21 protein-coding genes are annotated in these 20,855 nt (G+C 44.5%); 2 read left to right on the top strand and 19 right to left on the bottom strand.

Annotated elements, in window-relative coordinates:
- The first annotated feature begins 54 nt into the window (after nt 1-54).
- Nucleotides 55-402, top strand: coding sequence for a DUF1292 domain-containing protein (locus KQI22_RS00105; RefSeq protein ID WP_216550060.1), 348 nt, complete (start codon nt 55-57; stop codon nt 400-402).
- Here the strand turns inward: KQI22_RS00105 and KQI22_RS00100 are convergent.
- The 9 genes from KQI22_RS00100 to KQI22_RS00060 form a co-directional block, all read right to left on the bottom strand.
- A complete protein-coding gene (locus KQI22_RS00100) occupies nt 351-2,300 on the bottom strand; it encodes an ATP-dependent helicase (RefSeq protein ID WP_216550059.1) in 1,950 nt (649 codons plus the stop codon). The two genes, KQI22_RS00105 and KQI22_RS00100, sit on opposite strands and share 52 nt — an antisense overlap.
- A complete protein-coding gene (gene gltX, locus KQI22_RS00095) occupies nt 2,272-3,747 on the bottom strand; it encodes a glutamate--tRNA ligase (protein WP_216550058.1) in 1,476 nt (491 codons plus the stop codon). The genes KQI22_RS00100 and gltX overlap by 29 nt, the downstream gene beginning before the upstream one ends.
- A complete protein-coding gene (locus tag KQI22_RS00090) occupies nt 3,740-5,233 on the bottom strand; it encodes a 4Fe-4S dicluster domain-containing protein (protein ID WP_216550057.1) in 1,494 nt (497 codons plus the stop codon). The genes gltX and KQI22_RS00090 overlap by 8 nt, the downstream gene beginning before the upstream one ends.
- A gap of 92 nt (nt 5,234-5,325) precedes the next feature.
- Nucleotides 5,326-6,024, bottom strand: coding sequence for an SHOCT domain-containing protein (locus tag KQI22_RS00085; RefSeq protein ID WP_216550056.1), 699 nt, complete (start codon nt 6,022-6,024; stop codon nt 5,326-5,328).
- Between the two features lie 259 nt (nt 6,025-6,283).
- A complete protein-coding gene (locus tag KQI22_RS00080; RefSeq protein ID WP_216550055.1) occupies nt 6,284-6,466 on the bottom strand; it encodes a hypothetical protein in 183 nt (60 codons plus the stop codon).
- 167 nt (nt 6,467-6,633) lie between these two features.
- Nucleotides 6,634-7,254: a manganese catalase family protein gene (locus tag KQI22_RS00075; protein ID WP_216550054.1), complete on the bottom strand. Its 621-nt coding sequence runs from the start codon at nt 7,252-7,254 to the stop codon at nt 6,634-6,636.
- The gene (locus tag KQI22_RS00070; RefSeq protein WP_216550053.1) at nt 7,254-7,520 is read right to left on the bottom strand and encodes a spore coat protein CotJB; all 267 of its coding nucleotides are present in this window, start codon (nt 7,518-7,520) and stop codon (nt 7,254-7,256) included. The genes KQI22_RS00075 and KQI22_RS00070 overlap by 1 nt, the downstream gene beginning before the upstream one ends.
- Nucleotides 7,517-7,690, bottom strand: a complete 174-nt coding sequence (locus tag KQI22_RS00065) for a spore coat associated protein CotJA (RefSeq protein ID WP_216550052.1) — start codon at nt 7,688-7,690, stop codon at nt 7,517-7,519. The genes KQI22_RS00070 and KQI22_RS00065 overlap by 4 nt, the downstream gene beginning before the upstream one ends.
- 74 nt (nt 7,691-7,764) lie before the next feature.
- Entirely contained in the window at nt 7,765-9,189 is a 1,425-nt protein-coding gene (locus KQI22_RS00060; RefSeq protein ID WP_216550051.1) for a spore germination protein, read from the bottom strand.
- A 195-nt stretch (nt 9,190-9,384) separates the two neighbouring features.
- On the opposite strand from KQI22_RS00060, the gene KQI22_RS00055 reads away from it, so the two are divergent.
- Nucleotides 9,385-9,819 carry a dUTP diphosphatase gene (locus KQI22_RS00055; protein WP_216550050.1) on the top strand — a complete coding sequence of 145 codons (435 nt, stop codon included), beginning with the start codon at nt 9,385-9,387 and terminating at the stop codon, nt 9,817-9,819.
- An 84-nt stretch (nt 9,820-9,903) separates the two neighbouring features.
- Here the strand turns inward: KQI22_RS00055 and KQI22_RS00050 are convergent, their stop codons facing one another.
- The 10 genes from KQI22_RS00050 to KQI22_RS00005 all read right to left on the bottom strand — a co-directional run bounded on the left by KQI22_RS00050 (nt 9,904) and on the right by KQI22_RS00005 (nt 20,636).
- Complete coding sequence (locus tag KQI22_RS00050; protein WP_216550049.1) at nt 9,904-11,325, bottom strand: oxaloacetate decarboxylase subunit alpha; 1,422 nt, start codon at nt 11,323-11,325, stop codon at nt 9,904-9,906.
- Between the two features lie 54 nt (nt 11,326-11,379).
- Complete coding sequence (locus tag KQI22_RS00045; RefSeq protein WP_216550048.1) at nt 11,380-12,531, bottom strand: sodium ion-translocating decarboxylase subunit beta; 1,152 nt, start codon at nt 12,529-12,531, stop codon at nt 11,380-11,382.
- A 48-nt stretch (nt 12,532-12,579) separates the two neighbouring features.
- Nucleotides 12,580-12,945, bottom strand: a complete 366-nt coding sequence (locus KQI22_RS00040; protein WP_022005074.1) for a biotin/lipoyl-containing protein — start codon at nt 12,943-12,945, stop codon at nt 12,580-12,582.
- 19 nt (nt 12,946-12,964) lie between these two features.
- Nucleotides 12,965-13,726 (bottom strand): LptM family lipoprotein, encoded by a 762-nt coding sequence (locus tag KQI22_RS00035; protein WP_216550047.1) that lies wholly within the window; start codon nt 13,724-13,726, stop codon nt 12,965-12,967.
- Nucleotides 13,727-13,743: 17 nt separating this feature from the next.
- On the bottom strand, nt 13,744-15,174 hold the full coding sequence (locus KQI22_RS00030; protein ID WP_216550046.1) for an acyl-CoA carboxylase subunit beta: 1,431 nt from the start codon (nt 15,172-15,174) through the stop codon (nt 13,744-13,746).
- Nucleotides 15,175-15,252: 78 nt separating this feature from the next.
- The gene (locus KQI22_RS00025; protein WP_216550045.1) at nt 15,253-16,449 is read right to left on the bottom strand and encodes a D-alanyl-D-alanine carboxypeptidase family protein; all 1,197 of its coding nucleotides are present in this window, start codon (nt 16,447-16,449) and stop codon (nt 15,253-15,255) included.
- A 60-nt stretch (nt 16,450-16,509) separates the two neighbouring features.
- Entirely contained in the window at nt 16,510-18,438 is a 1,929-nt protein-coding gene (locus KQI22_RS00020) for a transglutaminase domain-containing protein (protein ID WP_216550044.1), read from the bottom strand.
- 24 nt (nt 18,439-18,462) lie between these two features.
- Entirely contained in the window at nt 18,463-19,032 is a 570-nt protein-coding gene (scpB, locus tag KQI22_RS00015) for an SMC-Scp complex subunit ScpB (protein WP_216550043.1), read from the bottom strand.
- On the bottom strand, nt 19,016-19,783 hold the full coding sequence (locus KQI22_RS00010; protein ID WP_216550042.1) for a segregation and condensation protein A: 768 nt from the start codon (nt 19,781-19,783) through the stop codon (nt 19,016-19,018). The genes scpB and KQI22_RS00010 overlap by 17 nt, the downstream gene beginning before the upstream one ends.
- Nucleotides 19,752-20,636 carry a metallophosphoesterase gene (locus KQI22_RS00005; RefSeq protein WP_216550041.1) on the bottom strand — a complete coding sequence of 295 codons (885 nt, stop codon included), beginning with the start codon at nt 20,634-20,636 and terminating at the stop codon, nt 19,752-19,754. The genes KQI22_RS00010 and KQI22_RS00005 overlap by 32 nt, the downstream gene beginning before the upstream one ends.
- Between the last annotated feature and the right edge of the window lie 219 nt (nt 20,637-20,855).

The following is a 20,855-nucleotide window of genomic DNA, read 5'->3' as shown; positions in this document are numbered from 1 at the left end:
TATATCATATCTTATGACATTAGGAAACCATTCAAAGAGAAGCGAGGAAAAATCATGAGTAAAAAAGAAGCAATTCAGGCAGCAGATTACGATGAAGAAATGACTGTTACAATGGAGCTGGAAGACGGAGAAAGCGTTACCTGCGCCATTATCACTATATTAACGGTAAATGAGAAAGATTATATCATTCTGCTTCCACTGGACGAAAACGGCGAAAACGAAGATGGTGAAGTCTGGATCTATGGCTATAAAGAAGATGAATCCGATCCCAATGCAGAACCGGAGCTGTTCTTTATCGAAGATGAGGATGAATATGATGCCGTATCGGATGCATTTGACGAATATCTCGATCAGGTGGAGTTTGATGAACTGATCGACGAGGGCTCCAAGGATTCCAAATAATCTTTCAGCTCTGTCCAAAAAACAGATTGTCTGTTTTCTCCCTGTACCCTTCCTTCGCAGGAAAGATACAGGGATTTTTTTGCCCTCGTCACTGCCACATAAAACAGCCGCCGCTCTTCTTCCAATTCCATGACCGACAGATTTCTGCCATGCGGTACATCGCCACTGTTCAGAAACGGTAGAAAAACCGTATCAAATTCCAGTCCTTTGGAACCGTGATAGGTCATGATCTGCACCAGATTCTGTTCTGCATTACCCGGATCTGCCTCAAACTGTTTTCTGCCGTCTTCCTGTTCCAGTTCCTTTCTGTATGTTTCAATATGGGAAAGAAATGCCTTATGACTGTGAAATTCCCTGCACCGCTCCAGAAGCTCGTCGAGTGCTTGTCTCTCCTTTTCTCCTGTCTCTCCCGGACTCAGGCAGCTGTCATAGAGCATCACCTTTCTGATATAAGAGATTGCTCCAAACGGATCCAACCTTTCTACCATGGCAAGATCCTTTTGTAGCTTTTGGACCGCCTGATATAGTAACGCATCTTCCCTGCAGCTCTGCAAAAGTGCCTGCAGATCGACCGTTTCCTGCTGCAGCAGCTCCCTGCTGATATAACGCATGGGCCGGTTCATAAATGCCATAAAATCACTTCGTTTCCTGCCTTCTGCCACAAACCGGAGCACTGCCAGCACTTCCCTGATACACTTCTGTGCATAAAAATCCTGTTTTTTCTCCCGCATGCAATACGGAATCTGCCTGCTGAAACAGGCTTCCGCGACCAGTTCTGCCATCCGGTTGGTTCTGACCAGTATCGCTGTCTGCTTTGCATTCCGATGTGTCAGGATTTCTTCCGTCAAAAAGGAAAGTTCCTCTGTCCGGTTTTGAAAACAGGCTGCGATCACCCGGTTTTCTCCGGTATTTCCGGCTTCTATCTCCTTTTCAAACCGATTCTTGTTATGTACGATCGATCTGGCAGCCAGTGTCAGGATCCGATCGCCACATCGATAATTGATATTGAGATTTACCTGCCGGCTCTGCGGGAAATCCTCTAAAAACCGGTGCATATAAGATGGATCAGCTCCGCGGAAAGAATAGATCGCCTGATCATCATCCCCTACCACGAACAGATTTTTATAGTTAGCACTAAGTAACTTTATAATTTGATACTGCACATCATTGGTATCCTGAAATTCGTCAATCAGGATATACCGAAATCGTCTCTGCCATCTGTCACACAATCCTGCATCTTCTGTCAGCAGTCTGTGGCATTCCAGCAGAATATCGTCAAAGTCAAGCAGCCATCGCTGCCTGCAGCTTTTTTCATAAGCCTTGCGCAGCTCATATAGCTGCATTTGCTCCGCCTCCGCTTCTGATTTGTATAGTTCTCCTTTCTGCTGCAGTTCCTTTTCTTTTTTATCTATAGAAACGCTGCTTTCTCTTTCCCGTCCGGTATTTTTATAAAAACTGAGATCTGTCAAAAACTGCTCGCAAAAAGAAGCCATCTGCACACTGTCCAGCTTTTTTTCTTTTAAAAGCGGTCTTAAAATCTGTAATTTCTGTTGTTCTGTCATAATGGAATACTTTTGAAATTTTGAAGATGATCTGATGATCTGAAAAAAGATGGAATGAAATGTTCCAAATACAGCGCGTTCTGCGCTCTGGCATATCTGACACGCCCGCTGCTTCATTTCGAGTGCGGCAGCCTTTGTAAATGTGATCGTCAGGATATCGGATGGTGTGATATGCCGTTCCTCCACCAGATAACGGATACGTTGTGTGATCACTGCTGTTTTTCCGCTTCCGGGGCCGGCAAGCACCAGCATGGCTCCCTCCCCGAAGCAGATCGCCTCCTGCTGTGCAGGAGACGGTATCATTTCTTTATTCTGCGGCATTTTCCAGTAGTTCAATGCCCTTTCTGATTCGTTTTAAAGATTCCTCTTTGCCGATGATCTCCATGATCTCAGTTGCACCCGCAGGTGTCATCTGCTTTCCGGAAACAGCTGTACGAACCGGCCACATTGCGTATCCATTCTTGCAACCCTTCTGCTCTACATAAGCAAGCAGTGTCTTGTACAGGGAATCGTTGGAGTAATCTGTGAGTTCTTCAAAGATCGGCAGAAGCTCTTTTAATACTTCCAGTGAAGATGCAGTTGTTGTCTTCATCTTCTTATGCGTATACATTGCCACGTCATACTCCGGTAATTCTTCAAAGAAATCGATCAAAGGCTCGATATCCGGGAAGATCTCAATTCTTGTCTTGACCATCTCTGCGATCTTTTTCAGATCCAGATCTTTCTTGATCACATTTTTGATATGTGGCAGTGCCATTTCATAGAATTTATCAAAATCCATTGCCTTGATATATTCACCGTTCATCCATTTCAGCTTTGTATAATCAAATACAGCCGGTGACTTGGAAATATGATGGTAATCAAATGCCTTGATCAGCTCATCCAGTGAAAAGATCTCTTCGTTTCCAACCGGACTCCAGCCCAAAAGTGCCACAAAGTTGACGATTGCTTCTGTCAAAAAGCCCTGATCCACAAGATCTTCATAAGAAGAATGTCCGCAGCGTTTGGACAGTTTCTGATGATTTTCATCTGTGATCAGCGGACAATGGATATATTTCGGTACTTCCCAGCCGAATGCATCATACAGACGATTGTACTTCGGAGAAGATGATAAATACTCATTTCCTCTTACAACATGTGTGATCTCCATCAGATGATCATCTACTACATTCGCAAAGTTATAAGTCGGATAACCGTCTGACTTGATCAGGATCATATCATCGAGTTCTTCATTATTAACTGTGATATCTCCGTATAATTCGTCATGGAAAGTTGTTGTACCTTCTCTCGGTACGTTCTGGCGGATGACATACGGCTTACCGGCTGCCAGATTCGCCTCTACTTCTTCTTTGGACAGATGCAGGCAGTGCTTGTCATAAACATTGATCTCTTTTGTACTGCCGTCTGCCATCGTAATGACCTGATGCAGGGATTCCAGTCTTTCTTTATCGCAGAAGCAGTAATATGCCTCGCCCTTTTCGATCAGCTCTTTGGCATATTTCAAATAAATGCCCTGTGCCTGTCTCTCTGACTGTACATATGGGCCGAAGCCTTTGTCCTTATCCGGTCCTTCATCATGGACAAGCCCTGTTTTTTCAAGCGTGCGGTAAATGATATCAACCGCTCCCTCTACCAGTCTTTCCTGATCTGTATCTTCAATACGCAGAATGAAATCGCCACCCTCATGCTTGGTAATCAGATATGCATACAAGGCAGTACGCAGATTACCAACATGCATCCTTCCTGTCGGACTGGGCGCAAATCTTGTTCTGATCTTAGTCATGATTTTCCTCCATCTCCGGAATCTTCTTTTCCGAATGTGCTTTAAAGTTATTGACCTCTTTTGTCGCCTGCGGAACCGCAATATTCGTTCCGGCGCCGGCTACACAGCCTCCGGGGCAGGCCATACCCTCGATCAGGCATCCGTTCTTCTTGCCCATCTTTGCAAGCATCAGCATCTTCTTACATTCTGCAAGGCTTTCAGCATGCTCGATATTGACATCGACATCCGGATAATATTCTCTGATACATTCTTCAATCGCAGCAGCAACACCGCCTGCAACACCGTAACCACGTCCGGCTCCTGTTGCATCCTTCATTTCGTCCTGCGGCTCTATCTCTTCGAGCTTGATGCCCTTTGCTTCAAACATACCAACAAGCTCTTCAAATGTAATAACAAAATCAACATCGGAACGCACTGTACGGCGGGAAGCCTCCAGCTTTTTGGATGCACAAGGTCCGATAAACACAACGCTGGCATCCGGATGTTCCTCTTTGATCACACGTGCAGTCGCTACCATAGGGGTCAGTGCATTGGAGATCTTGTCGATCGTCTCCGGGAAAAACTTCTTTGCCAGCATTGACCAGGACGGACAACAGCTTGTCAGAAGGAAAGGAAGTTCTCCGGTCGCCACTTCCTTGACATAGTGCTCTGCTTCTGTCATGGCACCAAGATCCGCACCAATGGCAGTTTCATAAACATCATAAAAACCGAGCTGCTTTAATGCTGTTTTAAAGGCATCCGGTGTAACATTTTTGCCAAACTGTCCGACAAACGCCGGTGCAACCTGCGCAATGATCTTTTTGCCGGACTGCATCGCACGGATCAGCTGGAAGATCTGTGATTTATCGGCGATCGCACCAAACGGACAGCTTACCATACACTGACCGCATGATACACACATATCATTATCGATCTTAGCACGTCCCTTACTGTCATTCTTGATCGCACCAACGCCACAGGCACCTGCGCACGGACGAACCTGATGTGAAATTGCATCGTAAGGACAGACTGACTTACATTTACCGCATTTGATACATTTTTCCTGATCAATATAGGACTTGCCATGTACCATTGTAATTGCGCCACGCGGACACACCTCATTACATGGATGCGCCAGACAGCCCATACATTTATTTGTAACTTCATATTGGTTTTCCGGACATGCGTTACAGGCAGATGGAATCACCTGCAAAAGCGGCGGTTCATAATATTTTTCGGCAATATTACTCTCTTCTACGCCCTGTGATACATGAACAGGCGTATCCTCCGGTCTGAGTGACATGCCCATGGCAAGTCTGATCCGCTCTCTGACTACCGCTCTTTCTCTGTAAACACTTTCCCAGTATTCATTATCCTCGCCGGGAACAATTTTGTAAGGAAGGGCTTCCATATCATCGATCAGATTTTCTGAGTGATATGCCAGATCCGCAACCTCCTTAAAAACACGTCTTCGCACTTTACGAACCTGTGTTTCAATACCTCGCATACATCAATCCTCCAAGTGTTATTCCGTATATAATACCATATACCATAAAAAAGCTGTCAGACGACAGCTTTTTTAACGTTTCTTAAAGATACTTAAAAGATACTAACAAGTTTCTTCTTTTCTGCCTCGTACTCTTCATCACTCAGAATACCATTATCACGTAATACTTTCAACTTTTTGATCTTCGTCTCAAATTCAGAAATATCTTCTGCAATACCTGCCAGTGCGACTGTATCCGTACTTGTTGGTGCCGGAGCAGGAGCCGGTGCTGCTGCAGGTGCAGGAGCCGGTGCCGGCTGATTTACATGGAAATCAGAGCTTGCAACTGTCGGTGTCACCTCAACAGGTCTGCTTGCAATTCCGTTATTCTGGCGGATACGCTCTGTCAGAGATGCAGCCTTTGTCTTTGCATCGAAAATCGCATTTACAAGCTGATCGCCTTCTTCAAAGCCCGGCAGGAAGATGTATCTGTTGTAATGATTTTCTCCTGTTCCTTCCAGAGATACCATCAGAGTCTTCTTTCCCTGATAAGTTACCTGAGAGCATTCCTTTACGTTCAGCAGGTAATAGGAAATATTATCAATCCTTGCATTCAATCCCTTCGGGTTATCACAGATCGCAGCACGACCGCTGATACGAAGATTTGAAATAGCAATTCGGAAGGCCTCTGTCTTTTTGATCAACATACCTTCTTTGAAGTTCCATTCTTTTTGATATAAGATCTTTTCCAGGCGAATACACTTGTTGCAGACTTCATTAGCTGATTCGCTTCCACAAATTAAACATTTCATAACTTTCACTCCCTATATCATGTTATTCTTCACACAAAAATAAATACTAATCATATCTATTCATTCTTAGTACTATCTTACCACGTTCTATTATAATTGGTAAGCATTTATTTGTAAACAATCTATACAAACTTTTGAAGATTATTTCCCGCATTATTGCTTTTTGTTTGCAAATACGGTAAGAAAACAGGCAGATTCGGTTTACGATCTGCCTGCTTTTCTGAAATCCATATGGCATTTTTATCTTTTTTCTGACTGCTTATGAACAGTTCATGCTCACCTTCATCGGATCTGCATAGTTCATCGTCGGTCTTGTATACTCTTCATACACGCTTTTTACATCCGCGCTCTGGAACTGCGGGAAACTTTTCAAAAGCACCTCCAGATTCATACCGGCTCCCACATAACTGCCTACCACTGCTCTGTCTTTTTCTGATAACATGTTTCATTCCCCCTGCACTTTCGTATTTCAATATATAGTATCATTATTCCCGCTCATATACAATTTGTGATAATTCACAAAAAATCACGGCAATTTTTTCACACCTGAAATCCGTTCGGGGGTTGACAGAAAGACAGGCGCTGATTCTGCGCCTGTCTAAGTTCATTTTATCTGTTATCCGTCTTTGTTGTGCACGTATCAAATGCCGGATTAAATGCATAGAAATTCTTTTCATTTAACTTATCCTGTACAATACGGAGTGCTTCACCGAAACGCTGGAAGTGCACGATCTCTCTGGCTCTTAAGAATTTAATGACATCACAGACATCCGGATCTTTTACCATACGAAGGATATTATCGTAAGTCGTCCTTGCTTTCTGTTCTGCCGCCATATCTTCCATCAGATCCGTAATCGGATCCCCTTTGGACTGATACTGACACGCATTATGAGGCACTCCACCCGCAGCCTGCGGCCATAATGCCAGCGTATGATCTACATAGTATGGTGCAAACCCGGATTTTTCGATTTCTTCCATGGAAAGATCTCTCGTCAGCTGATGCACGATCGCACCAATTATTTCGAAGTGCCCCAGCTCTTCCGTTCCAATATCGGTCAGAAGCCCCGCCACTTCATTATAGGGAATTGTAAATCTCTGTGACAGATAACGCATGGAAGCACCAAGTTCCCCGTCCGGTCCTCCGTACTGGCTGATAATGATCTGTGCGGCTTTTGCATCCGTATCCTTGATATTGACAGGATACTGTAATCTTCTTTCATAACTCCACATCAGCAGTCACCTCCGTTCCATGGCATCGGCAAAAGCGCCCAGCTCCAGACATCCTGTCTGTGATCCGCGGTTGCAATGGTCAATGGACCATATTGATAAGCATATTCTTTCATCAGCTGGTTTTTCCGTCTGACGTAATAAGTCAGATAATCGATTGCTTCCATTTCATACGGATGTGTGTCCAGGTACAGGGTCATTTCATCTACCGCGAAACCCACCTGTGTAATCTCTGCCAGTAACGCTTTTTTCGATGCTTCCTGCTTCATTTTTTCACACATCTCCTTCCCTGAAACGGTTTATTCAGTTCCGGAAATAAAGTTCCAACGCATAATGCTTCTTCCAGATTTTCATATATGCGGTCAAGATGCTGCCATGGGACATACGCCATAGCCAGCGGCAGTTCCCTCAGATCAGACTCTTTCTCGTAATTTTTCATATGACAAAAATCTCCTTCTTTTTTATTATCATATGAAAAATAACCGATGGGGGTGACTGGTTCTTCTTTCTATTTTATACCTGATGGATATTCCTTCTGATCAGTCTTGTCCGCAGCTTTTTCCAGTCAAACGGGATGAGCGGATATAAATAGCCGCGCCCTGAAACCATCTTATTATTGATCAGGCAGACAAGTGCAATACCGACTCCCGCAATAAAACCGTACACGCCAAAGCTGACCGTAAGAATCAGATTCAGGATCCGCATGAATTTCACCGCATAGGAAAGCTCATAATTCGTCTGTGTATAGTTAGCCACTGCTACAAAGGACATATACAGCATGATTTCTGCATTAAACCAGCCGCTGCTGACGGAAAAATCCCCCAGTACTAGTGCTGCCATGATACTAAGCGGTGTACTAAGCATATTTGGTGTATTGACCGCCGCCAGCTTCAGACCGTCAAGTGCGATTTCCAAAATGATAAGCTGCCAGAAAATAGGAATATTGGATGTTTCTTTCAGCATGATAAACTGATATTTATCAGGGATCCAGGCCGGATACATCATCAGCAGCAGATAAAGCGGCGTGATAAAATACGAGATCACTGTAATCAAAAGTCGTGCCAGTCTTAAGTAGGTACCCGTTACCGGCGGGAAATAATAATCATCCACTTCTTCTATAATATCAAACAGGGAGGTCGGCAGTATCATTGCCTGTGGTGCATTGTCCACAAGGATCACAATATTTCCCTCCAGGATCTGCGCTGCTGTTGTATCCGGCCGCTCCGAATACCGGTATTTGGGAAATGGATTAAACCAGTGCTTTTCATACAAACTTTCCGCAAGAGACTGCTGGTTTAAGCTGAGTGCATCCACGTGCAGTCCTTTGATCCTGCTTTTGAGATCATATAAAAAGTCATGATCCACCCGATCAGCCATATAACAGACAGCAATATCCGTATGTGAGCTTTCTCCTGCCTGCAGCATTTCAATGCACAGGTCCGTATCTCTGATCCTGCGCCGGATCAATGCAGTATTACTCACGATCGTTTCCACAAATCCATCCTTGGAACCACGCAGTGTTTTGTCCTTGGGCGGTTCTTCCACACCTCTTGCCGGAAACTCTCTTGCATCAAAAATAAAGCATTTATCAAAACCGTCTACCAGCAGAGCAATCTGCCCTGCCAAAACGGCGATCAGTATCTTTTCTTTACGTTCTTCCAGTTCCACTTCCGTACAAGGCATGTTGTTTTGTAAAAATTCGGCGGCAGATTGCGGCATTTCATCATCCTTTACAGAAAGCAGATATTGTAACACTTTTTGCATTAGTTCATCCTTATACATACCATTGATGTAATATAAAACTGCTCTTCTCCCCGCAATCTGCAGTTTACTCGACAACATATCATAATTCATTCCCACACGCAGTTTATCATCAAAATACTGCTGATTTTCTTCCAGATTTTTGCTGATCCGGGATTCTATAATGATCGGTTCCATTTTTTTGCTCCTTTACCCATTCTTTCCGCTGTTACCTTTAGTATCCTGCATTATCATGGAAATATGCATATACAGAACTGATTCAAGACTGTCCGAAAAACAAAATTCTAAAACAGAGAGCAAAATACAGGTTAAAACAAAACGCAAGTGTGGTATAATAAAAGTCATAAATCGACATATACAAAGGAGACACACATGGAAACCATTCAAATCCAATATTTAGATGACACGATTGAAAAACTGACCTATATCGACGGAAAATCGGACTGGATCGATCTGAGAAGTGCTGTTGATGTGGAACTGAAGGCAGGAGAATTCAAGCTGATCCACCTCGGTGTAGCCATGAAACTTCCGGAAGGCTATGAAGCGCATGTTGTACCACGCAGCTCTACTTACAAGAATTTTGGGATCATCCAGACAAATCACTGCGGTATTATCGACAGTTCCTACTGCGGTCCGAATGATTACTGGTATATGCCTGCCTATGCGCTGCGTGATACCGTGATCCATAAAAACGACCGGATCTGTCAGTTCCGTATTGAAAAGAACCAGCCAAAGCTTGTATTTGATGAAGTTAAAGAGTTGTCCGGTGCTAACCGTGGTGGCATCGGAAGCACAGGAAAAAACTAGAAATTGTTATGTAACCTATAGAAGTCTTAATAAAAAACCTCCGACAACTGTCGGAGGTTTTCTTGCTTTGTTTATCAGATCTGATTAAACCGGATAAGCACCGTTCTTTGTATCAGCCTTGGATAAATCAACTTTATCCTGCTGTGCTTTACGATACTTGAAGAAGTCTGTAGCAACCTGTGGGAATAAAGCGTATGATAATACGTCTTCGTCCTGCTGCTTCCATTCTTTCATTTCAGCTTCCAGCTTATCCATTTCGTTTTCTACATAAGCACCGGATCTCTCTGTACGGATTTCTTCCCCAGGAATAACCTTATCGATAACTGCCTGGTTCATAGGCTTAACAGTCTTACCGTATTTACCACGGAGCATATCCTTTGTCTGGTCTGTAGCCATCTTGTATCTCTCGCCCATCAGTACGTTAAATACAGCCTGTGTACCAACGATCTGTGAAGAAGGTGTTACAAGCGGTGGCTCACCTAAGTCTTTACGAACTTCAGGAATTTCCTTTAATACATCATAGTATCTGTCTTCTGCATTCTGCTCTTTTAACTGGGAAACCATGTTAGAAAGCATTCCGCCCGGTACCTGATATAATAATGTCTTGATATCTACTCCCATAACCTTTGGATTTAAGAGGCCTGTCTTTAAGCACTCATCTCTGTAAGGTCTGAAGTAATCAGCGATTTCTGCAAGAAGGTTCTGATCATAACCTGTATCGTACTCTGTACCCTTGAAGGTTTCAACCATAACTTCTGTTGCAGGCTGTGAAGTACCCATAGCGAATGGGCTCATTGCACAGTCGATCACATCTACGCCTGCTTCTACTGCCTTTAAGTATGTCATAGAAGCAACACCTGATGTATAGTGTGTATGTAACTGGATCGGAAGCTTTGTAGCAGCCTTCATTTCCTTGATCAGCTCGGAAGCCTTGTAAGGAACTAACAGACCTGCCATATCCTTGATACAGATAGAATCTGCACCCATCTCTTCGATCTTCTTAGCCATTGATGTCCAGTATTCCATTGTGTAAGCATCACCAAGTGTATAGGATAATGCAACCTGTGCATGACCTCTGCCTTCACGCTGTTTGATTCTGTTTGTAGCATCAACAGCTTCCTGCAGGTTACGGATATCATTTAAGCAGTCGAAGATACGGATGATATCGATACCGTTTGCGATGGATTTCTCAACGAAAGCATCTACAACATCATCTGCGTATGGTCTGTAACCTAAGATATTCTGACCTCTGAATAACATCTGAAGAGGTGTATTCGGGCAGCCATCTTTGATCTTTCTAAGTCTTTCCCATGGATCTTCCTTTAAGAAACGAAGGGAAGCATCGAATGTAGCACCACCCCAGCACTCGATTGAATGATATCCAACTTTATCAAGCTTGCCAAGGATTGGAAGCATCAGCTCGGTAGGCATTCTTGTTGCGATTAAGGACTGATGTGCATCACGCAAAATAGTTTCCGTAATTTTAATCGGTTTTTTTTCAGCCATTTTATTATTTCCTCCTGTTTTGATTAAACAATCATACTTTTATTACATTTCTTTTTAGAATACACCGAATACAGCCATGAATGTACCGGCTGCTACGGCTGTACCAATAACACCTGCTACGTTAGGTCCCATAGCATGCATTAAAAGGAAGTTTGTCGGATCTGCTTCTGCACCGACCTTCTGAGATACACGGGCTGCCATAGGTACGGCAGATACACCTGCGGAACCGATCAGCGGATTTACCTTACCATGTGAGAAGATACACATGAGCTTACCGAATAATACACCGGCTGCTGTACCAAATGCAAATGCAATCAGACCAAGTGCTACGATCTTTAATGTATCCAGATTTAAGAATGCTTCCGCTGAAGTTGTAGCACCTACGGATGTACCAAGCAGGATAACTACGATGTACATCAGGGCATTACTTGCTGTATCTGTCAGCTGACGAACAACACCTGACTCACGGAATAAGTTACCAAGCATTAACATACCTACAAGTGGAGCTGTTGTAGGAAGCAGTAAACATACAACAATTGTTACGATGATCGGGAACAGAATCTTCTCTAATTTAGATACAGGTCTGAGCTGTCCCATTTTGATCTTACGTTCCTTCTCAGTTGTCAGCAGCTTCATGATCGGCGGCTGGATGATCGGAACAAGTGACATATAAGAGTATGCTGCAACGGCGATCGGTCCTAAAAGGGCTGTCTGTCCCAGTTTACCGGCAAGGAAGATGGAAGTAGGACCATCTGCACCACCGATGATGGAAATTGCTGCTGCAGCTTTGTCATTGAAGCCAAGTGCGATTGCACCGAAGTATGCTGCGAAAATACCGAACTGGGCTGCAGCACCAAGTAAAAAGCTCTTTGGATTGGCGATCAGCGGACCGAAGTCAGTCATCGCACCAACACCCATGAAGATCAGGGATGGCAGAATCGCCCATTCATCCAAAAGGTAGAAATAATACAGTAAACCACCGGTTCCGTTTGCGGAATCTTCAATGCTGAGCATGATATCCGGATAGATATTAACCAGCAGCATACCGAATGCTATCGGAGTCAAAAGAAGTGGTTCAAACCCTTTTGCGATAGCCAGATATAGAAATACACAAGCCACTACAATCATAAGGTAGTTTCCCCAAGTAAGATTGAAGAAAGCCGTCTGATGTACCAGATTGTTCAATGTACTTGCTATGTAATCCATTTGTTGACCTCCTGTTAATTTGTCATTGACTCAAGTCAAAGACTTTTTCTAGTTTAATGTTGCAAGGACAGCGCCTGCTTCTACTGCATCGCCAACTGCTACATCAATACTAGCTACTGTACCATCCTGAGGAGCAACTACAGGGATCTCCATCTTCATAGCTTCTACGATAACTACAGCGTCACCAGCTTTTACAGCCTGTCCTACGCTTGCTTCGATCTTGAATACTTTACCTGCTGCACCTGCTTCGATCTTAACGGATCCTGCACCACCTGCCGGAGCTGCTGCTTTCGGAGCTGCCTTTGGTGCTGCCTTAGGAGCTGCTTTTGCTACTGGAGCTGCTCCAGTAGATGCGCCTTCTTCTACTACTACATCATATACGCTGCCATTTACGGTAATTGTATAATTCTTCATTTTATTTTCCTCCTGTTAATTAGGCGTTCTGCCATTTGCTTTTATTTACCTTACGGATACTTCTAACAACGAATCCGTCAGATGATGCACTGCCATTGTCAGCTTCATAAGCTGCGATCGCTGCTGAGATAACTGCTACCAGTTCACTATCATCAGTAAGCTCTTCTTTTTCGATGATCTGTGCTACGACATCCTTCTTCTCTTCCTTAGCAGGCTCTTTCTTCTTGAAAGCAGCCTCGATCTTCGGAATAAAGCTGAAGCATGAAATGATCAGGCTGATCAGGATCAGGATCACAAATACAGTACCCATACCAAGTAAGGTATTGAGGGCTGCTTTTTTCATCATTTCACCGAATGTATAATTGACATTGACTGCCAGACTTGTCAGCTTGTAATCCTTTGCTGTATAGATTACTTCAACTGTAGCTGTTCTTGGCTGGCCTTTCGGATCCAGTGCTGAACCTTTAATGTCAACATCAACAACGACTTCCTTGTTGTCACTTAAATCAACATCATGACCTGTCGTCTCGACATAACCGCCTAAATCTTTCATACCGCTTTCCCAGCTTGAGAATACACTCTCCAGGCTTTCATCATACGCGATATACTGATCTGCTGTGCCATCTGCTTCAATCTGTGCGATCTGGCTGATATAAGAATCCGCTACCTGTGCAGCAGCCTCTTCTTCCTCTGTCAGAACCTGAGCTGAACCATTATTGCCACATGCTGTCAGTCCAAAAAGGCAGGCGATCATACCTAATACTAATAGTCTCTTTTTCATATTAAGTACATCCTTTCTTAAACTGTACCGTGTTTTTTAGCCGGGCGGTCTTCCCTTTTTGAGAACAGCATTTCAAATGCACCGATCACATACTTACGTGTATCAGCGGCATTAATGATCTGATCTACATATCCTCTCTTAGCTGCGCCTTCTGCACTTGTCTGCAGAGCAGCATATTCAGCAGCTTTTTCATTGATCACATCAGCGCCCTGGCCATCATACATGATCATAGCTGCATCTTTTGCATTCATAGCACCGATCTCAGCATTTTCCCATGCGATTGTCAGATCAGCACCGATTGCTTTGGAATTCATTGCAACTGCTGCAGTACCGAATGCTTTGCCGATTACAACATTTACCTTCGGAACAGTAGCGTTTGCAAATGCATATGTAAGTTTAGCAACTGCCTTTGCAATCTTCTTTTCACTGCATTCACATGCTGCATAACCTGTTACATTTGTAAGAGAAAGAACAGGGATATTGAATGCATCACAGAATGTAATGAACTCTGTTGCTTTTTCACAGCCTGCAGGAGTCAGTACGGAATCAAATGTTTCTGTCTTCTCTCCGTCTTCGCCGTAAACTTCGCTTCTGTTGGCAACACAGCCGACTGTCTGTCCGTTCAGACGAACAAAGCCTGTTACCATTTCTTTTGCGTATGCTTCTTTTACTTCGAAGAATACATTGTCATCTGCGATCGTAGATAATGCGATGCTTGTGTCACCTGTGCAGTTTGCAAGGTCAGCAGAAGCTCTGTTCAGATCATCTGCGCACTCTTCTTCGAATGCTTCGTCTTCATTGTTTGCAGGAAGCATGGATACAAGCTGTCTGATCTGTGCAAGGATGTCTGCTTCGTCAGCTACAACATCTACAAGACCTGCCTTCTCGCTCTGGAAATCTGCTGCTGCTGTATCGCATTTGTCAGCATTGTTGCCAGCAAGTGCGTTTGGTGAGTTCACAAACAGTTTCGCTTTTTTGCCTTCCATAAATGTAAAATCCGTTAATGCAGGAATCAGGGCAAGTCCACCGCCGCAGTTACCGAAAACTGCTGTGATCTGTGGAATTACACCGGATGCCAGCGTCTGCTTCATGTAGATTTCGCCAAACGCATTTAAAGCATCTGTTGCTTCCTGTAATCTAAGTCCGGCTGAATCGATAAGACCGATAACTGGTGCACCTGTCTTTAAAGCCAGATCATAGAGGTTTGCAATCTTCTTTGCATGCATTTCGCCAACTGTACCGTTCATAACGGATGCATCCTGGCTGTAAACATACACAAGACTGCCATCAATTACTCCATAGCCGGTTACAACACCGTCAGAAGGAGTTTCTGTTGGTTTCATGTTAAAATCTGTTGCTCTGGCTGTAACCTTTGCACCGATTTCAACGAAACTGTTGTCGTCGAGTAAAGCTGCAATTCTTTGACTCGCTTGTGAAGAATTACTCATTTTTCAGACCTCCATTTTATATTAATTAAAAAGTAACTTCTTTCTGTGCACGGGCAGAGTTCTCCCGGTCACATTCGTTTAGAAGTATAACATAAAAATTTGTCGCAGACAATAGGAATAAGTACGTAAATCTACAGATTCTGCAGTTAAGATTTTATAACTGCGCCACAACTGTCCGTTTACAAAATATTTTTCGTACCCGATACAGGTCCCTTCCGCCACCGGTGCTTTCAGTTTCTGCGGATACTGTCTGGTTACTTTTACAATATCATCCGCCGAAAGGAGCATCGTCAGCTCTTTTTCCCTGTCTCCGTTCTCCAGCCGGATCGCCGCCTGCTCCGAAATGCCGTCCTCCACAGGCAGTGGCCGGTAGGTATAAGGCTGCAGGATACACTTCTCCGTATAATTGGAAAGTCCGTATTCCATCAACGTCTTTGTATCTTCCCATTTCCAGTTTTTGTGGGGCGGCCATCCGCTGCCGAGTACGACGGAAACAAACGTCTTTCCCTCCCGTTCCAATGCACCGACAAAGCAATAGCCTGCTTTTCCCGTAAATCCTGTTTTGATCCCGATCGCACCGTCCATCAGGTCGAGGAACCTGTCTTTGTTGTACACCTGAAAGGTTCTGCGCCCGGAAAGCTCCGGAAACGTATAAGCTCTTGTTCCGATGATCTTGCGAAACGCTTCATTTTGCAGCGCATAGGAAGCGATCCTGGCCAGATCCGCCGCCGTTGTTTCATGTATTTTTCCATCCACCTCCGCATCCAGTCCGTTCGGTGTGATAAAATTGGTATCCTGACAGCCGAGGGACCGCGCCTTCTCATTCATCCGCTGCGCAAAGGCAGGTACACTGCCGTCTATGTATTCCGCGATCGCCACCGCCGTATCATTATGCGATTCCAGCATCAGGGAGTATAACAGATCCTCCAGAAGGAACGTATCTCCCTTCTGCATGCCCAGCTTTACCTTGGGCATGGAAGCTGCATGCCCCGAAACCTCTACCGGTTCTTCCCAGACGGTCGTCTCATGCTCCTTTATATATTCCAGTGCCAGAATGCAGGTCATGATCTTTGTGGTGGACGCCATCGGCAGTTTTTCATAACCGTTTTCTTCATATAAAATACGCCCATTCGACGCATCCATCAGAAGCGCCGCACGGGCATATACTTTTAATTCATCCGCCATCACCGGAACCTGCAGCAGACTGCTGATGCAGAGCATCACTGCCACTGCCGATCCGAGCAGGCGTTTTAGATTCTTTTTGCATTTTCCCATATAACCGGTTCCTGTCTCTGTTTCTTCTATACAACATATGAACCTATGGGAGAAATCATTCTATTTCTTTATCTTTACGGTTTTCTTCTGTCCTTTATTCTGCAGAAGTCCCTTGTATTTCTTTAATTTAGAGGCTGGCACATAAATGACTGCCTTTGCGGAAATTCCATGCAGACTGTTCTTTCCGGCGCTTTTCAGCTTCGTGCTCTTGACCACGATATTGACCAGCTTACTGCAGCCAGAAAAAGCATTCTTACCGATCTTCGTTACATTTTCCCCTACGGAAACCGTTTTCAGCTTTTTCTTTCCTTTCAGCGCATTTGCACCGATCTCTGTTACCTGATACGTGATCCCGTCCAGCTTTACTGTTTTTGGAATGATGACCTTTTTCACATTTTTATCGCTTACGCCTGCAAATGCCACTTTTTTACTTTTTGCCGTCGCGGAAAGCACTTTATAGCGATATCCATCTTTTGTCTGACAAACAGTTCCTTTCTTTGGCAGCATTGTTTTTGTTGTCAAAGAGATTTCAGCCGATCCGGCGATCGTCTGTCCGTTTTGGCGTGCATAGATCCGATATTTGTAAGTCGTTCCAGGGGTTATCTCATTCTGATATGAAGTACCTGTTGTAATGCCGATACAATAGTAGCCTTTTCCGTTTTCTGCTCTATATATATAGAAGGAATCCGCTCCCGTTACCTGACTCCAGGAAAGCGAAACACGGTTATTTTTAGTCTGTACAGCTTTTACACCGCTTACTGCAGGGACACCCTGTGTATTGATCTCCTTCTGATCCGGCAGTACATAATTATTCACTGCCATCGGAAACGCTGCCTCAAAAGCAGCCGTTTCATACTGCTTATCGCGCGTATGCTCAAAGAAGCCGTTTTTGCTCTTTAAAAAGAACAGATAATAGCCCGGGAATTCATCATCCCATGTTGCATCTACGTTATAATACACATCCCCCAGTCTGACGATGTTCCAGCCATGCGTCGGTTTTCCGGTCGAAGCATCCGGATTTCCCGCAATGACTCTGGCGGAAATCCCAACCTCCGCACACAGTCTGTAAAACAGCGTCGCATATGCCTGACAGACCGCATAGCCATCATGCAGCGCACCATAGGTCGTATACATATAATTGTAAGATGGCATATTGGTATAATGATAGGTATCATAGGTAATGGCATCCATGACGTAATCATAAATACTGCGCACTTTTTCGTATTCTGTCTTGGAAGCGGAACGCAGATCGAGCTGCGCGATGATCTGTGCCACACGACCGGATACATATTTTTCTTCCTCCAGCGTCGTACGATACAGCATACCGATCCGGTATACGATCGTATCATTGCCGCCATCCTGTTGCTGCCATGCCATATATGCCATATGGTAATACAGATAATCACCCGCCTGCGGATTTCCGTTTTCATCGTATGCAAAAGCACCAAGCAGGATATTCCGGATATTCTGCTGGCTGCTGTCCTTGCTCTTTGCCAGTTTGACAGTAAAGATTTCTTTTCGCTTCAGCATCTGGCTGCACACATAGGCAGATGCATCCTCCAGTGTTGCATAGCCCTGCGTTTCCGCCAGCAGATCCGTTTCATCAGAAACCGTGTTTCCTGAAACTGCATTGTTTGCCGATACCGTCTCTGCTTCCCCGGAGACTGCTTCCGGATCCGGCAGATCCGTTCCGAGATCCGCACACATTTCCCTGTCCGCTTCTGCGATCTGCGTAGGCGAGACATCAAATTTAGCAGCAAACTCTGCTTCTGTCAGCTCTGCTGCTTCCACACCTTCCAAGGAAAGATCCAGCAGCGTGAGCGGCTCGCTTTCTTCCTTAAGCTGCTGCATCTGCGCGCTGATCTCTTCACCGGCTTCCTTCTGCACACCGACCTCATCTTTTGTTTCTGCCAGTGCAGGTATCTGTAAGCTTCCTGCCGCAACTGCCACTGCAAGCAGCAGTGCGAGATATTTTTTTCCTTTTTTCATATGCTTCCCCTTTTCTCTCCTGTTTTAAATATCCAGCTTGAGCTGTACTTCCTTTTCCGCTTCTTCCCTGAACTGCGCCATCCGGTCCGGATTCAGTTCCGGCAGTTCTGTCAGACTCTTTACACCGAAGCTGCGCAGGAACTGTTCTGTTGTCCCGAACAGGATCGGTCGTCCTGGCGCGTCCTTTCTGCCCACTTCCGTGATCAATTCAAAATCCAGCAGTCTGTTGACTGCGTGCTCGCAGCTGACACCACGGATCTTCTCGATCTCCATCTTTGTAACAGGCTGCTTATAGGCAATGATGGAAAGTGTTTCCAGCAGCGCATCCGTCAGGATATATTTTCTCGGTGCTTTGACTACTTTGATCAATGATTCGTAATATGCCGGCTTTGTGCAGAGCTGATATGCATTTTCCAGCACACTCAGCATAATACCGCTGTCTTCCTTTTCATAACGCTCCTGCAGCTTTGCCAGCAGTTTTTTTGTTGCACGGACATCTTCTCCGATCACCTCTGCCAGCTTGCTCACTTCCACGGAATCTCCCATGGTAAAAAGCACTGCCTCCAGCGCAGCTATTTTATTCTGTTCCTCCATTGTTTCCTGTTCCCTTTCTCGTTATCTCAATATCATCAAAGGTATGTGCCTGATATATGTCAATCTTTCCGGTTTTCATCATTTCCAGTATGACAAGGAATGTGACGATCACTTCTGCCTTGGAATGTTGCTTTTGCAAAAGATCCCGGAAGCTCATTTTGGAATGGGAGCCTATGTAGCTTTCGATATATCTTGTTTTCTGCTCCATATCCACTTCTTCTTTTTCAATCTTGCCAAATCCCGCACGGATCGGATCGATCTTGTCCTCCTGCCTTTTCATGACGGATTCAAAGATCTCCTGCAGCTTGCGCAGGTTGATATCGCCGAGCAGCTCCTCATAATCGACCGGCGGGCGGTACTGTTCGATCTCCGGCGGCAGTGTCTGCTTTTTATAGAAATTCTTTGCTGCATCGATATGCCTGTCCTTCAGCTCGAAAGACATATATTTATACATTTTATATTCCAACAGCTTCTGTATCAGCTCCGCACGTGGATCCTCTTCTTCTCCGTCTTCCGTCTCATCGCGCGGCAGGAGCATTTTACACTTGATATCAATCAGCGTTGCAGCCATGACCAGGAATTCACTCATCACATTCATGTCTTCCGTCTGCATCTGCCGGATATAAGCCATATACTGATCGGTGATCAGCACGATCGGAATGTTATATATATCTATTTTATTTTTTTCGATCAAATGCAGGAGCAGATCCAACGGTCCTTCAAATACCTGCAATTTTACCGATAGTGCCATTATTTTTCCTCTTTCTTATTGTAATTTCAACGAGTTCTCCCGGATTGTTGAAACGGAATGGGATCGTATGCATACCAAGTCCGCGGCTGACGATCATTGTGCTGTTTCCATGTGTGAACTTACCGCCGTCATATCTCGGGAACAAGTGAAGCCTTGGCGAAACCACACCGCCCAGAACAGGTAATCTGGCAACGCCGCCGTGCAGATGCCCGGAAAGGACAAGATCCGCGCCCCACGCAGCATACTCCGGGAAATAATCCGGATTATGTGCCAGCAGGATCTGAAAACAGTCCTTATTTTGTTTTGGCAGCAGTTCCTCCAGATATCCCTTTTTCATTGGTACCTTGTGGAATCTTTTATAATATTGCCTGTCAACCTCGCATCCGGTGACGGAAACCGCATACCGCTCCAACACGCGTGTTTCATTGACTATCATTCTAATCCCCAGCTTTTGTAAGCCTTCTTCATAGTCAACTCCCATGGAGCCGTACTTTTCCGGATACAACAAGAGTCTCTGTTCATGATTGCCATTTGCATAATACAGCGGATATGCTGTAAGCTTCTCCAGAAAAGAAAGCGCAGCCTCCACGGATTCTCCCGGATGTGCGTTTAAAACATCTCCGCCGATCAGGATCACATCCGGCTTTTTCTCCCGGATCGCCTGCAGAAGCTTTTCATTGTCTTTTCCATATGATTTATTATGCAGATCCGACAGGAACAGAAAATGAAAATCGGAAGCAACCTTTTCACTTTCCAGTTCGTAGGACACTGTATGAAATCGATTTGAATCTATGATCACGATCAGCAGCAGGCATACAAGCACTGCCACGATCCCCACTATTATTCCTGTCATATTCTATCCTTTAAGCAATACTGTTTCAGACCAAGTACTTCTATCATACCAAAAAATGAGAGATTATAAAAGTGTCTTTAAAAATACTTTTTTGATACAGTGTAGGGTTACAATTGATGTGACACCTACCACTATACAAAAACGGTTGAGTCCTATAGAATTTTAATCGCCAAACCAAAACTCCAATGAAAAGGATTCTCAACCGCCATGAATACAATA

The organism is Kineothrix sp. MSJ-39 (assembly GCF_018917935.1).
Lineage (GTDB): Bacteria > Bacillota > Clostridia > Lachnospirales > Lachnospiraceae > CAG-194.
The sequence above is the reverse complement of the archived record's forward strand: the minus strand, read 5'-3'. Positions and strand labels throughout refer to the sequence as shown.

What these genes read in the sequence shown, in the direction of transcription:
- KQI22_RS00105 (WP_216550060.1), top strand. Translation starts at nt 55, where the DNA reads ATGAGTAAAAAAGAAGCAATTCAGGCAGCAGATTACGATGAAGAAATG.
- gltX (WP_216550058.1), bottom strand. Translation starts at nt 3,747, where the DNA reads ATGACTAAGATCAGAACAAGATTTGCGCCCAGTCCGACAGGAAGGATG.
- KQI22_RS00090 (WP_216550057.1), bottom strand. Translation starts at nt 5,233, where the DNA reads ATGCGAGGTATTGAAACACAGGTTCGTAAAGTGCGAAGACGTGTTTTT.
- KQI22_RS00085 (WP_216550056.1), bottom strand. Translation starts at nt 6,024, where the DNA reads ATGAAATGTTTAATTTGTGGAAGCGAATCAGCTAATGAAGTCTGCAAC.
- KQI22_RS00080 (WP_216550055.1), bottom strand. Translation starts at nt 6,466, where the DNA reads ATGTTATCAGAAAAAGACAGAGCAGTGGTAGGCAGTTATGTGGGAGCC.
- KQI22_RS00075 (WP_216550054.1), bottom strand. Translation starts at nt 7,254, where the DNA reads ATGTGGAGTTATGAAAGAAGATTACAGTATCCTGTCAATATCAAGGAT.
- KQI22_RS00070 (WP_216550053.1), bottom strand. Translation starts at nt 7,520, where the DNA reads ATGAAGCAGGAAGCATCGAAAAAAGCGTTACTGGCAGAGATTACACAG.
- KQI22_RS00065 (WP_216550052.1), bottom strand. Translation starts at nt 7,690, where the DNA reads ATGAAAAATTACGAGAAAGAGTCTGATCTGAGGGAACTGCCGCTGGCT.
- KQI22_RS00060 (WP_216550051.1), bottom strand. Translation starts at nt 9,189, where the DNA reads ATGGAACCGATCATTATAGAATCCCGGATCAGCAAAAATCTGGAAGAA.
- KQI22_RS00055 (WP_216550050.1), top strand. Translation starts at nt 9,385, where the DNA reads ATGGAAACCATTCAAATCCAATATTTAGATGACACGATTGAAAAACTG.
- KQI22_RS00050 (WP_216550049.1), bottom strand. Translation starts at nt 11,325, where the DNA reads ATGGCTGAAAAAAAACCGATTAAAATTACGGAAACTATTTTGCGTGAT.
- KQI22_RS00045 (WP_216550048.1), bottom strand. Translation starts at nt 12,531, where the DNA reads ATGGATTACATAGCAAGTACATTGAACAATCTGGTACATCAGACGGCT.
- KQI22_RS00040 (WP_022005074.1), bottom strand. Translation starts at nt 12,945, where the DNA reads ATGAAGAATTATACAATTACCGTAAATGGCAGCGTATATGATGTAGTA.
- KQI22_RS00035 (WP_216550047.1), bottom strand. Translation starts at nt 13,726, where the DNA reads ATGAAAAAGAGACTATTAGTATTAGGTATGATCGCCTGCCTTTTTGGA.
- KQI22_RS00030 (WP_216550046.1), bottom strand. Translation starts at nt 15,174, where the DNA reads ATGAGTAATTCTTCACAAGCGAGTCAAAGAATTGCAGCTTTACTCGAC.
- KQI22_RS00025 (WP_216550045.1), bottom strand. Translation starts at nt 16,449, where the DNA reads ATGGGAAAATGCAAAAAGAATCTAAAACGCCTGCTCGGATCGGCAGTG.
- KQI22_RS00020 (WP_216550044.1), bottom strand. Translation starts at nt 18,438, where the DNA reads ATGAAAAAAGGAAAAAAATATCTCGCACTGCTGCTTGCAGTGGCAGTT.
- scpB (WP_216550043.1), bottom strand. Translation starts at nt 19,032, where the DNA reads ATGGAGGAACAGAATAAAATAGCTGCGCTGGAGGCAGTGCTTTTTACC.
- KQI22_RS00010 (WP_216550042.1), bottom strand. Translation starts at nt 19,783, where the DNA reads ATGGCACTATCGGTAAAATTGCAGGTATTTGAAGGACCGTTGGATCTG.
- KQI22_RS00005 (WP_216550041.1), bottom strand. Translation starts at nt 20,636, where the DNA reads ATGACAGGAATAATAGTGGGGATCGTGGCAGTGCTTGTATGCCTGCTG.